The 12,456-nt window shown below is 66.9% G+C and carries 12 protein-coding genes; 1 reads left to right on the plus strand and 11 read right to left on the minus strand.

From position 1 onward, the window contains the following. Window positions 1-17 precede the first annotated feature (17 nt). The 4 genes from ACNQFN_RS03020 to ACNQFN_RS03035 form a co-directional block, all read right to left on the minus strand. Window positions 18-1,733, minus strand: coding sequence for an acyl-CoA dehydrogenase family protein (locus tag ACNQFN_RS03020; protein WP_418647926.1), 1,716 nt, complete (start codon window positions 1,731-1,733; stop codon window positions 18-20). Continuing rightward, the gene (locus ACNQFN_RS03025) at window positions 1,730-2,410 is read right to left on the minus strand and encodes a TetR/AcrR family transcriptional regulator (protein ID WP_068637908.1); all 681 of its coding nucleotides are present in this window, start codon (window positions 2,408-2,410) and stop codon (window positions 1,730-1,732) included. Before ACNQFN_RS03025 ends, ACNQFN_RS03020 begins: the two co-directional genes overlap by 4 nt. Before the next feature lie 134 nt (window positions 2,411-2,544). Further along, window positions 2,545-2,796 (minus strand): type II toxin-antitoxin system ParD family antitoxin, encoded by a 252-nt coding sequence (locus ACNQFN_RS03030; protein WP_418647927.1) that lies wholly within the window; start codon window positions 2,794-2,796, stop codon window positions 2,545-2,547. An 89-nt stretch (window positions 2,797-2,885) separates the two neighbouring features. Next, window positions 2,886-4,481 carry a 4-hydroxyphenylacetate 3-hydroxylase family protein gene (locus ACNQFN_RS03035; protein ID WP_068637912.1) on the minus strand — a complete coding sequence of 532 codons (1,596 nt, stop codon included), beginning with the start codon at window positions 4,479-4,481 and terminating at the stop codon, window positions 2,886-2,888. Window positions 4,482-4,554: 73 nt separating this feature from the next. Here ACNQFN_RS03035 and ACNQFN_RS03040 point away from each other — a divergent pair, with 73 nt between their 5' ends. Further along, entirely contained in the window at window positions 4,555-5,274 is a 720-nt protein-coding gene (locus tag ACNQFN_RS03040; protein ID WP_418647928.1) for a TetR/AcrR family transcriptional regulator, read from the plus strand. 83 nt (window positions 5,275-5,357) lie between these two features. Here the strand turns inward: ACNQFN_RS03040 and ACNQFN_RS03045 are convergent, their stop codons facing one another. The 7 genes from ACNQFN_RS03045 to urtB all read right to left on the minus strand — a co-directional run bounded on the left by ACNQFN_RS03045 (window position 5,358) and on the right by urtB (window position 12,400). After that, a complete protein-coding gene (locus ACNQFN_RS03045) occupies window positions 5,358-7,103 on the minus strand; it encodes an ABC1 kinase family protein (RefSeq protein WP_418647929.1) in 1,746 nt (581 codons plus the stop codon). A gap of 26 nt (window positions 7,104-7,129) precedes the next feature. Further along, entirely contained in the window at window positions 7,130-7,543 is a 414-nt protein-coding gene (locus ACNQFN_RS03050) for a type II toxin-antitoxin system VapC family toxin (protein ID WP_068637918.1), read from the minus strand. After that, a complete protein-coding gene (locus ACNQFN_RS03055) occupies window positions 7,540-7,794 on the minus strand; it encodes an AbrB/MazE/SpoVT family DNA-binding domain-containing protein (protein ID WP_068637920.1) in 255 nt (84 codons plus the stop codon). Before ACNQFN_RS03055 ends, ACNQFN_RS03050 begins: the two co-directional genes overlap by 4 nt. 197 nt (window positions 7,795-7,991) lie before the next feature. Beyond that, window positions 7,992-8,684, minus strand: coding sequence for an urea ABC transporter ATP-binding subunit UrtE (gene urtE, locus ACNQFN_RS03060; RefSeq protein ID WP_068637922.1), 693 nt, complete (start codon window positions 8,682-8,684; stop codon window positions 7,992-7,994). A 47-nt stretch (window positions 8,685-8,731) separates the two neighbouring features. Continuing rightward, a complete protein-coding gene (gene urtD / locus ACNQFN_RS03065; RefSeq protein ID WP_418647930.1) occupies window positions 8,732-9,616 on the minus strand; it encodes an urea ABC transporter ATP-binding protein UrtD in 885 nt (294 codons plus the stop codon). After that, on the minus strand, window positions 9,613-10,815 hold the full coding sequence (urtC, locus tag ACNQFN_RS03070) for an urea ABC transporter permease subunit UrtC (RefSeq protein WP_418647931.1): 1,203 nt from the start codon (window positions 10,813-10,815) through the stop codon (window positions 9,613-9,615). Before urtC ends, urtD begins: the two co-directional genes overlap by 4 nt. A 1-nt stretch (window position 10,816) precedes the next feature. Beyond that, entirely contained in the window at window positions 10,817-12,400 is a 1,584-nt protein-coding gene (gene urtB / locus ACNQFN_RS03075; protein WP_068637928.1) for an urea ABC transporter permease subunit UrtB, read from the minus strand. Window positions 12,401-12,456: the final 56 nt, after the last annotated feature.

Genomic DNA, 12,456 nt, shown 5'->3' on the forward strand with positions numbered 1-12,456 from the left:
AACGCGACCAGCAACGTTCAGCGCTTGACCTGTGCCCGTTCGACGATGATGTCCGCCTGCGCCTGAGTCACGCCCGGGCCCAGCGAGCCGAACATGGCGCCCCAGCTGTTCATGCTTCCGCCCAGCCGGGTCTTCATGAACACGTCGATCACCTCCGGCGTCGAATGGCGCAGCAGTTCGGCGCCCTGCAGTGAGCGGGCGATCGCTTCGGATGCGGGGCGGGCGAGGAATTCGTCCTGCAGCATGGCGTCCAGCAGCGGCCCCATCGCGGCGACGTAGGCGTCGAAGCGCGTGTCCTGGCCGCGCACGTCGGCCAGTTCGGCGAACAGGGCGTCGCGGCAGCTGGCGTCCTTCAGCATCGCGCGGCGGACGTCCATGCACATCATGTTCGCCGTGCCTTCCCAAACGCTGTTGAGCGGCGCTTCGCGGTACAGGCGGGCCATCGGGCCGTCCTCGACGAAGCCGTTGCCGCCGTGGCATTGCAGGGCTTCGTTGGCGACGGCGACGACGCGGGAGCAGTTGAAGTACTTGGCCATCGGCGTCGTCACGCGAGCGAAGGCCTTTTCCTGCGGATCGGTGTCGATATGGTCCGTCGCCCTGGCGATGCGCAAGGCCATCAGCGTCGCGGCCTCGACTTCCACCGCCATGTCGGCCAGCACGTTGGCCATCATCGGGCGCCGGGCCAGGCTGGAGCCGAAGCCGTTGCGGGTGGTGGCGTGGTTCAGCGCCAGCGTCAGCGCCTGGCGCATCAGGCCGGCGGAGCCGACGGCGAAGTCCAGCCGGGTCAGGTGGGAGTGGGAGAGGATTTCCCTGAGGCCGGCGCCTTCCTCGCCGACGCGGATCGCCAGGGTGCCGCTGTATTCCACTTCGCTGCTGGCATTGGAGCGGTTGCCGGCCTTGTCCTTGAGCCGCTGGATGAAGAAGCGGTTATGGCTGCCGTCGGGCAGCGTGCGTGGCAGGAAGAAGCAGGTGACGCCGCCATCGACCTTGGCCAGGGTGAAGAAGCCGTCGGACTGCGGCACCGAGCAGAACCACTTGTGGCCGGTCAGCTCGTACCAGTGGGCCGTGGCACCGTGATAATCGGCCGTGTGCGAGAACACCGCGGTGGTCTGCGTTTCGCGCAGGTCGGAGCCGCCCTGTTTCTCGGTCATCGCGTAGCCGATCACCACCGAGGGCTTGTCGGCCACTTCGCGGCGGCTGTTTTCATAGACCGTGCCGAGGCTCTTCTCTGCCCAGATCTTCAGCGCCGGCTCGTGGCGGAAGCCGGCGTAGGACGCATAGGCCATCCCGGTCGGGCAGCCGGTGCCTTGCTCGACCTGGTTCCACAGATAGGAGAGCACGGCGCGGGCGAAATGCGGCTGCTTCTCCTTGCTGGTCCACGACAGCGTCGGCACTTCGTGCTTCCAGGCCAGCGACATCAACTCGTGCCAGGCGGGATGCAGTTCGACCCAGTCGATGCGGTTGCCGAAGCGGTCGTGGGTCTTCAGTTCGGGAGCGTTGCGGTTGGCCTGGCGGGCGAGCTCCTGCACTGCGTCGTCGCCGGCCAGCTTGCCGATGGCCGAGCAGCGCGACGCGGCCCATGGCGCCTCGCGTTCGATGGCGGCCTTCAGCACCACGTCGTCGTCGAAGGCGTTGAAGCCGGTCGGCATCGCGGCCTGGTTTCTGACGACATGGGTGGAATGGCGGTCGGATGCCGGCTTGAGCGCATTGCTCGAGGGAATCGGGGCGTTCATTTCTGTCTCCTTCGGGTGGCGTCGAATGAAGCAAGCTTGCCGTTCTGTGTGGCGACTGCCGCGCAGCAGACATCGGCAATCTGGCTTGCCAGGGCGTGAACCGCGTCGGGCGTCCGTTTGCCCGAGCGGTCGAAATCGGCGTTGAGGGGCGAAAGCGGACCGATCAGGCTTTCCATGAAGCCGCCCACGATCACCGTGGCGGCAATGCTCGGGTCGAGATCTGCACGGAAGTCGCCCTGCGCCTGGCCATCCTTGACGATGCGCATGATCTGCTTGCTGATGGCATGGCGATACACCAGCCGGGCTTCATCGAGTTCCCGTTCGCAGGGCTCGGCGATCAGGGCATAGGCCAGCCGCCGGTTGCGCATCGCACGCTCGACGAAAGTCGAGACCGCGACGTGGAGGGTCTGCCAGGGCGCGTCGTCGCTCTCCGCGATGGCCTTCAGCACGTCGACTTCGCGCTGGGACACGACGGACAGCACTTCGACGAACAGATCCACCTTGGACGGGAAGTAGCGATACACCGAACCAGTCGCCACGCCGGCGGCGGAGGCGACGTGGCCGATCTGCGCCTCGGCCCAGCCGCCCTCGGAAACCAGCCTGCGCGCGGCGTCCAGGATGCGCTGCCGGTTGTCGGCAAGGCGTGCTTCGATGCGTTCTGTCTTGCGATAGGCCATGATGAAGTGAACAGAGATTCATTTTGTGAACGCTAATTCACTTCATCGTGGAATGCAAGCATGTCGATCGGGATGGCGATGACGCTGCAAGTTGATCGTGCAGTATGCGGCCAGACGTCGATGTGGCCTGGCCTTCAATTCCCGGAGCCAGATTCTGCCGCTTTGGCCACCCGTTCGCGCAGGCTTTGGAAGTAAGCGGCATCGGCTGGCGAAGTGGGCGCAGAAGCAGCGCCTGCCAGCAGCAGGCTGCGCACATGCTGGCGATCCCGATCCTTGCGGATCAATTCGCGCACGTACTCGCTGCTGGTGCCGTAGCCGCGTTCGTTGACCTGTTCATCCACGAAGGCCTTCAGGCTGTCGGGCAATGAGATGTTCATCGTGCTCATGGCCTGAGCTTAGGCGGCATGGCAAGAATTGGTAATGCCGGTTCCAGCAAGGCCGCTCCCGGGCCGCAGCCTGAAGGTGGCGCCCGCTTTCAGCCGCTTCTGCCGACCTTCGGCAGCGGCACCATCACCGGCTGGCCGGGCTGGCTGCAGCCGGCGTCGCAGCAGCGCCCGGGCTGCTTGTTCCTGCTGATCGAGCGGCCGTCCTCGGCCAGCACGCCGCGTTCCAGCAGGCGCTCGACCAGCTCGACCTTGTTGCCCACCGGGTAGTTGCGCCAGATTTCCTGCTTCAGTGCGGTCGGCGAGCCGCCGCCGTGCAGGCTGATCAGCGAGTACCAGCCGCCCTGGTAGGAAGCGGTCAGGTCTTCGATGAAGCGGGACACTTCGATCCGCTTGTCGTAGGGGATGGCCGGGTTGGCGCGCAGCACTTCGGCCAGCGTCGCCGCCGTGGCCGGGTTGTGGTCCTCGTCCGGTCCCGGCAGGGCGACGATCAGGCCGCCGGAGACTTCGTGGGCGAGCCGGTGCATGTCGTAGATCTGGGTGGAGAGCAGCAGCTTGCCGATGTTCGAATACACCGGCTCGGGCATGAAGCTCTTCGAGTACGGGTCCTGCACCGAATAGACGCTCGCGGCGACGCCGCAGGCGTAGAAGCCTTCGGTGATCTTGATCAGCTCGACCATCGGGTCGCGCAGATTGGCCTTCTTGTCCGGATCGAGGCCGTTGGCTTCGCACATCAGGGCGCCGGCGCCGATCAGCAGGTCGCCGAAGCCCGCCCGCGCGCCGATGCAGCTGTGGCGGTGATGGGTGGCGTAGTTGTAGGTGATGTCGCCGGAAAACTCCCATTCGCCGGCCAGGAACACGCGCTCCCAGGGCACGAAGACCTTGTCGAAGATGACCACGCCGGTCGATTGGCCGTACTTGCGCGAGAACAGCGGCGCGCCGTGCTCGGGCTTCTCGCCGGGGCGGCCGGCCGGCCGGGCGACGATGGTGATGCCCGGCGCGTCGACCGGCACCGCACAGCAGAGGGCGAAGTCCTTGTCGTCTTCGCGCATGTTGCGCGAGGGCATGACGAGGAATTCGTGCACGTAGGGCGCGCCGGTGACGATGGCCTTGGTGCCGGAAATGATGATGCCTTTGGCATTGCGTTCGACGACATGGACATAGACGTCCTGGTTCAGCTGCTGGTTGGGGCGCTTGCTGCGGTCGCCCTTGGCGTCCGTCATCGCGATGCCCAGCGTCAGGTCTTCGTCCTGCACCTTCTGCAGCCAGGCGGCGAACTTCGCGCGGTATTCGGTCGAACCCCTGGCATCGTCCAGCTTGGCCATCGCCTGGCCGATGCCGTTGAGCGCGTCGTGCGCCAGATAGCGCTGCGCACAGCCCGTCTCCTGGCAGAGCACGCGGACCGCTTCGAGCTTGTTGAGCAGGTCGCCGGCCGATTCGTTGACGTGCAGCATGCGGTTGACCGTCCTGCCCGAGGCCGTCTGCTTCGCGAGCATCAGCGGTGCCAGCGCGGGGTCGTGGGCGAAGTCGTAGGTGACGGCAAGGGCATTGATGCCGGGCTGCAGCGAAGGAGCATCGACGACCGATTCGATCCGTTGGCCATCGACATAGACGACGGGCTCGTACTTCCGCAGGGATTCCCGGAATTGCCGGCCGTCCATCAGGCCGCTGGTGTTGGTGGCAGACATGGTGGCTCCTTTTTGAGTGGCGTTGACTGTATTGAACAGTGTTCAATATGTCGCGCAGTGTAGAATTCTGCTCATGTCCAAGTCAACGACCGCCCGCCAGAGTCCGCCTCGATCACGCGCCCGTGCGGCCGCTGCCGGAATGGCAGCCGAGTCGCGGACGGAATCGAGGGCAATCAGGGAAAACACGCTCAACCAGGCGCGCCGTGCGCTGATCCTGGATGCGGCGCGCTCGGCCTTCTTCGAGCTGGGACTGGACGGGGCGAGCCTGCGGGAGATCGCCAAGCGGGCGGGCTACACCCCCGGTGCCATCTACAGCTACTTCGCCAACCTGGAAGAGATCTACGGCGCGCTGCTCGGCGAGTCGCTGCAGCGCTTGAACGGCGTCGTCGATGCGGCAGGGGCGGACGCGGCCGGGCCGGTCGAGCTGCTGCGGGCCAAGGCCACCGCCTTCTACGTGTTCTACCGCGACAACCCGAAGGAGCTGGACCTGGGCTTCTACCTGTTCGACGGCGTCAAGCCGCGGGGCCTGACGCCGGAGCTGAACCAGCAACTGAACGAACGGCTGATGGCCGCGCTGCGACCGGTCGAGCAGCAATTGAAGACCTTGGGCCTGGATGCCGACGAAGCGGTGGCCGAGACCACCGCCGCATTCGCCCACATCGTCGGCGTGCTGGTGCTGAACAACACCGGGCGGATCCGGCTGTTCAGGCAGAACCCGGACGCGCTGTTCGAGCGCTACATGGATTCGCTGGTCCGCCGGCTGCCGGCGAGCTTGAGGTGTGTGCGGGGCTGACGTCGCTCATGTGGGGCATCAGCCCGGCGATCGCATGCACCCGGTTCGACCGCGGTGCAGGTATTCACCTGCCCCGTCAGTATTCATCGTCCTTTTCCGCTGCGCAGAATGGAGAGCAGCAGCCATACGCCGCCGACCATCGCGCCGAGGAAGCCGATGAGGCCGAAGACCGGCAAGCCCAGGAGCGTCGGTCCTCCCGGCACGGTCATGACGATGGACGAACCGACGATGAGCGCGGCGACGACGACTCCGATCACGAGGCGGTTGGCGGCGCGATCGAGTTGATCGCCGAGCCGTTTCAGATGGGGGATGTCGATGTGCATCTCCAGCCGGCCGCGACGGGCAAGGCGCAGCAGGCGGGAGAGATCCTGGGGCAGGCTCGCCAGCAAGGAGAAAACCTCGCCTGCTGACCGTTGCCCCCGTTTGAGCAGCGCAGCCGGGGAGTAGCGCGCCTGCATGGTACGCTCCAGCAGGGGCAGGGCCTGGTTGGCCATGTCGAAACCGGGGTCGAGTTCGCGGCCCAGGCCTTCGAGGGTGACGAAGGCCTTGACCAGCAAGGCCAGATCGTTGGGCAGCACGAGATGGTGGCGTCGCGGGATCGCCACGAGGTCGCTCAGCAGTTCGCTCAGGCGCAGCTGCTTCAGTGGCACGCCGTGGTAGCGGTCGACGAAGGACTGGATTTCCAGCAACAGCTCCTGTTCATTTGCCGCACCGTCGTTCGCCCATTCGAGCATGACGTCGACGACGCTGCGGGCATCGTTCTTCACCAGCCCCAGCATCAGCCGGATCAACTCGTCGCGGCGTTCTTCCGAGAGTCGTCCGACCATGCCGAAGTCGATGAAGGCGATGCGATTGTCCGGCAGGTAGAACACGTTGCCCGGGTGAGGGTCGGCGTGGAACAGCCCATCCTCGACGATCATTTTCAGTACCGCATTGGCGCCGCGCCGGGCGAGAATTTTGCGGTCCAGGCCGGCCTGCTCTACGGCTTGCAGCCTGCGCCCGGAAATACCGCCGATGAATTCCTGCACGCAGACCCGCTCGCCGGTCCATTGCCAATGGACGCGGGGAATGACGATGATGGCCGGGGCACTGGCGGGGTCCGGCTCCCCGCTGCCGGAAACGGCGGGGGCAGAGTCCTGATCGGCATAGCCCGCGAAGTTTCTTGCGATGCGATCGGCGTTGCGGCATTCGCCGGCGAAATCGAGTTCGTTGCGCAGCGACCGGGCGAACTGGCGCACCATCTCGCGTGGGTGCAGGACACGCCATTCGGGGCTCTCGGCCTCGGCGAGTTCGGCCAGGCGTGCAAGCCAGCGCAGATCGGCTTCCAGAATCGGGCGAATGCCCGGCCGCCGCACCTTGACCACGACTTCGCTGCCGTCGTCGAGGCGGGCCCGATGTACCTGTGCAATGGAGCCGGCTGCCAGCGGCTCGGGTTCGAAGGCCGCGAAAACTTCCTCGGGCGGGGCGCCGAGGTCTTCGCTGAGCTGCTGATGCACGGCAGCCCAGGGGGCGGGCGGCGCGCTGTCCTGCAGTTTCCCGAACTCGGCGATCCACTCGGGTTCGAGCAGATCGACCCGGGTGGCGAGTACCTGGCCGAGTTTGACGAAGGCCGGCCCCATGTCTTCCAGCGCCCGCCGCACCCGTTCGGGCGGCGTCATGTGGGCGAAGTCGGCCGCTTCACGCCAGTGCAGCGCCGTCCCCGCGCGTTCCAGGGCGTTGGCCAGCCCCATCCGCCGCACGACGTCGCCGAATCCGTAACGGACCAGGATCGAGGCGATTTCGTGCAAGCGCCCCAGATCGCGCATCGTGGTCAGAGCCTGCCAGAACATCGCGTTTCCTCACACGGGAGCATCATTCAGGACGAGCGGGGCTGCTCGCATGGAATGGCATCCGGCAAGCTGGACGCCCGCTTGATGAAGCGCTTGTCGAACGTCAGCAGCGCCGTGCAGGATGCGGCGCGGCTCAGGTGCAGCGCATCGGCAAAGTCCAGCCCCTGCTCGAAGGCCTGCAAGGCCGCCAGCACGCGGGCACGGTCCTCGACGACGACGTTGCCATACGTGCATAGTGCGCTCAGGGCGCGGTGGATGGACGCACGCGGCAGTTCGTAGAAGCCGCGCAGCACCCATTCCAGCTCCAGCAGCACGGTGACGGAAACGAACACACGGCCCCGCATCGCCTCCAGCGCGGCAGGGCGCCGGCGCGCGGCTTCCAGATCGTCCGGGTCATCCACGAAGAAGCGTGCCAGCACATTGGTGTCGACGGCTTTCATGGCCTGGCTTTGGCAAGCAGACCGGCGGCATCGAAATCCGCCAGGCGCCGCGGCTTGCCCCTGGATCGAGGCTTGAGCATGCCGTAGCCGGACTCCACGTCTGCCTGGGGCGCGGGATGGGGAACGATCAGCCGGATGCCGTCCGGTTCCTCGACCAGTTCGAGCCGGCTGCCGGGGACCAGGCCAAAGTGCTGCCGCACCTCGGCGGGCAGCACCAGTTGGCCCTTGGATGAGAGAATGACCGTGGTCATGGCGTACTCCGAGGGGGCCTGTCGGCCATCCTATCCGTGTCTTACTGGTAAGACAAGGCGGCATCCACGCCTGCAGCCCTTTCAGGTCGCGAATCGATTCGCCGGCCTCGATTGCGCCTGGCGTGTCCACGGTGTCGGCGCTCCGCATCTCGCCTCATCGCGAGGCTTGCCCCACCCGCCGTTCGCCTAGCTCTAGGCTATATCGCCACCAGGCTCCGGATGTTTTTCTCCTGCATCTCGCTGCCCGGCCCCTGGGCGATGACTTCGCCGCGTTCCATCACCAGGTAGGCGTCGGCCAGTTCCTCGGCGAAGTCGTAGTACTGCTCGCACAGCAGCACGGCCATGCCGCGTTCCTTGGCGAGCATGCGGATCACGCGGCCGATGTCCTTGATGATGCTGGGCTGGATGCCTTCGGTGGGCTCGTCGAGGATCAGCAGCTGCGGCCCCGGCGCCAGCGCGCGTGCGATCGCCAGTTGCTGCTGCTGGCCGCCCGACAGGTCGCCGCCACGGCGCTGCAGCATCTGTTTCAGCACCGGGAACAGTTCGTACAGGTCGGGCGGTATCGGCGTGCCGGCGCGCTGGTAGGCCAGGCCCATGCGCAGATTGTCCTCGACCGTGAGGCGGCCGAAGATCTCGCGCCCCTGCGGCACGAAGCCGATGCCGGCGCGGGCGCGTTCATAGGGCGCGCGGCCCGACAGCGACTGGCCCTGCCATTCGATCGTGCCGTCCCTGATCGGCACCAGGCCCATCAGGCTCTTGAGCAGGGTGGTCTTGCCGACGCCGTTGCGGCCCAGCAGCACGGTGATCCGGCCCGGCTCGGCGGTGAGGCCGACCCCGCGCAGGATGTGCGAGCCGCCGTAGTACTGGTGCAGGTTGTGGACTTTGAGCATGGTTCGGTCTTTATCGCTTATCCATCGGGAGAGGGCATGCCGGGGCTTCAGCGCCCCAGATAGACTTCGATCACGCGCTCGTCGGCCTGCACGTCGTCGAGCGTGCCTTCGGCCAGCACCGCGCCGTCGCACAGCACGGTGACTTTTTCCGAGATGGCGCGGATGAAGTGCATGTCGTGCTCCACCACCATCAGCGAGTGCCTGCCCTTCAGGCGCAGGAAGAGTTCGGCGGTGCGCGCGGTTTCCTCGTCGGTCATGCCGGCGACGGGTTCGTCGAGCAGCAGCAGCTTGGGGTCCTGCATCAGCAGCATGCCGATCTCCAGCCATTGCTTCTGGCCGTGGGAGAGTTCGCCCGCCATGCGGCGCATGCTGCCGGCGAGGTGGATGGTGTGCAGCACCTCGGCCAGGCGATCGCTCTGCGCGCTGTCGAGCTGGAAGAACATCGAGTGCTTCACGCCTTTGTGCGTCTTCAGCGCGAGTTCGAGGTTCTCGAACACGCTGAGCTGTTCGAACACCGTGGGCTTCTGGAACTTGCGGCCGATGCCGAGCTGCGCGATGCCGGGCTCGTTGTGGCGCAGCAGGTCGATGGTCGAGCCGAAGAACACCGTGCCCTTGTCGGGCCGGGTCTTGCCGGTGATGATGTCCATCATCGTGGTCTTGCCCGCGCCGTTGGGGCCGATGATGCAGCGCAGCTCGCCGGGGGCGATGTCCAGGTTCAGGCCGTTGATGGCCTTGAAGCCGTCGAAGCTGACGTGCACGTCTTCCAGGTACAGGATGCGGCCGTGGGTGACGTCCACCTCGCCGGCCAGCGCGTGGCGGGCATAGCCGGCGCTGCGGCCGCCCGATTCGGTGAGCGCGGCGCGGCGCTGGGCCTCGCGTTCGAGGTGGCGTTCGAAGCGGGCCGTGCCCGCCTTCATCAGTTCGGGAGTCATGCGCGCGTCTCCTCTTTGGCAGCGGGGCTGCGGCCTTCCGCCTGTGCGCCTGCAAGGGGCCGGGCTTCGCCGCCGCTGCGGCGCAGCTTGCGCGCCAGGCCGGCGATGCCTTGCGGCAGGAACAGCGTGACGGCGATGAACAGCGCGCCGAGGAAGTACAGCCAGAACTCCGGCGCCACCACCGTCAGCCAGCTCTTCGCGCCGTTGACCAGGAAGGCGCCGGCGATCGGCCCGATCAGCGTGCCGCGCCCGCCCACCGCGGCCCACACCGCGATCTCGATCGACGCGGCCGGGCTCATCTCGCCGGGGTTGATGATGCCGACCTGCGGCACGTACAGCGCGCCGGCTACGCCGCACATCATCGCGCTGATGACCCAGATCGTGAGCTTGTAGGGCAGCGGCGAGTAGCCCGAGAACATCACCCGGCTCTCGGCGTCGCGGATCGCCTGCAATACGCGGCCGAACTTGCTGCGAACCAGCCAGCGCGCCAGCAGGAAGAAGCCCAGCAGGGTGCAGCCGGTGAGCACGAACAGCAGCATGCGCATTTCCTGCGTGGCGAGCGGCTGGCCGAGGATGCGCTTGAAGTCGGTGAAGCCGTTGTTGCCACCGAAACCGGTCTCGTTGCGGAAGAACAGCAGCATCGCCGCGTAGGTCAGCGCCTGCGTGATGATGGCGAAATACACGCCCTTGATCCGCGAGCGGAAGGCGAACCAGCCGAACACGAAGGCCAACAGTCCGGGGACGGCGACGATCAGGATCAGCGTGGCGGCGAAGCTGTCGGACAGCATCCAGTGCCAGGGCAGTTCCTTCCAGTCGAGGAAGACCATGAAGTCGGGCAGGTCGCTGCCGTAGTTGCCTTCGGTGCCGATCTGGCGCATCAGGTACATGCCCATCACGTAGCCGCCGAGGGCGAAGAACAGGCCGTGGCCCAGCGACAGGATGCCGGTGTAGCCCCAGATCAGGTCCATCGCCAGCGCGCAGATCGCGTAGCACATGATCTTGCCGAGCAGCGCCACCGCGTAGTCCGACAGGTGGAAGGCGCTGTCCGGCGGTACCCACAGATTCAGCACCGGCGCGAGCGCGCACACCGCCAGCAGCGCGGCGCAGAACGCGCCCCAGCCCTTGCGCGTCAGCAGCGGCCTGCGGCCCGGGAGTTGTACCGCGGGTACGGCAGGAGTCGAAGAAGTGGTAGCTTGCATGTCATGCCTCCGCACTGCGGCCCTTCATTGCGAACAGGCCCTGCGGGCGCTTCTGGATGAAGGCGATGATGAATACCAGCACGGCGATCTTGGCCAGCACCGCGCCCGTCCAGCCTTCGAGGAACTTGTTCAGCACGCCCAGCCCCAGTGCCGCGTAGACCGTGCCCGCCAGTTGGCCGACGCCGCCCAGCACCACGACCATGAAGGAATCGACGATGTAGCTCTGCCCCAGGTCCGGGCCGACGTTGCCGACCTGGCTCAGCGCGCAGCCCGCCAGCCCGGCGATGCCGCTGCCGAGCGCGAAGGCCATGGTGTCGACGCGCGCGGTATTGACCCCCATGCACGAGGCGATCGGGCGGTTCTGGGTGACGCCGCGCACGAACAGGCCCATGCGCGTGCGCGAGATGATCCAGGCCACCAGCGCCAGCACCGCGAAGGCGAAGCCGATGATGACGATGCGGTTGTAGGGCAGCGTCAGGTTGGGCAGCGCCTGCCAGCCGCCGCTCATCCACGAGGGGTTCTCCACCGCCACGTTCTGCGCGCCGAACACGGTGCGCACCAGCTGCATCAGGATCAGCGAGATGCCCCAGGTGGCCAGCAGGGTTTCCAGCGGGCGGCCGTACAGGAAGCGGATCACGCTGCGTTCGAGGATGGCGCCGACCAGCGCCGAGGCGAGGAAGGCGGCCGGGACCGCGGCGAGCAGGTAGGCGTCGAAGGCGCCGGGGAAATACTGCCGGAACACGCCTTGCACCAGGTAGGTGGCGTAGGCGCCGATCATCATCAGTTCGCCGTGCGCCATGTTGATGACGCCCATCAGGCCGTAGGTGATGGCCAGGCCGAGCGCCACCAGCAGCAGGATGCTGCCCAGGCTCGCGCCGGTGAAGACCACGCCCAGGCGCTCGCCCCAGGCGAGCCTGTCGTCGATCTTGCGCAGCGCGCGCTGCAGCTCGCTTCGCACCTGGTCGTCGGTTTCGGCGGCCATGCGCTCGCCGAGCAGCAGGCGGGTGGCGGGGCTGGCATCCCCGGCCAGCGTGGCGATCGCGGCCAGCCGTTCGGCGGGCAGTTCGGCATTCAGGTGCACCGAGGCGCGGATCTGTTCCAGCGCCTGCTTCACGCGCGCATCCGTTTCCTGGGCAAGGGCTTTATCCACCAGCGGCAGGCGCTCGGCCGATGCCCCCTGGCGCATGGCGTGTGCGGCCTGCAGGCGCTTGCCGGCATCGGCGGCGAACAGGTCGAGCGCGGCCAGCGCGGCGTTGATCGCGCCGCGCATGCGGTTGTTGTTCATGACGCCTTCCGCGCTCGCTGGCAGCGGCAGGGTTTCGCCGCTGACGGGATCCTGCGCCTGGCCGTTGCGCACGATCAGGGCGCGGCCGTCGGCGACCGCCACTTCGTTGGCGGCCAGTGCGCGCAGGAAGGCGGCGGTGCGCTCGTCGGGGTCGTCGGCGATGGCCGCCTGCATGGCGGCGATGCGGCTGCTGCCTTCGCCCCGGGCCATCGCCAGCGCGGCTTCGGGCGTCAGCGCGTGCGCCAGGCAAGGCAGTGCCAGGCAGGCCAGCAGGGCCAGCGTTCGCAAGTATCCAGTCATGGGGAAACACTCGAAAGAAACGGTGCGGCTTGCGCCTGGCGGCACGCGAATTGCAG

It is taken from the genome of Thauera butanivorans (assembly GCF_048398245.1).
Classification (GTDB): Bacteria; Pseudomonadota; Gammaproteobacteria; order Burkholderiales; family Rhodocyclaceae; genus Thauera; species Thauera butanivorans.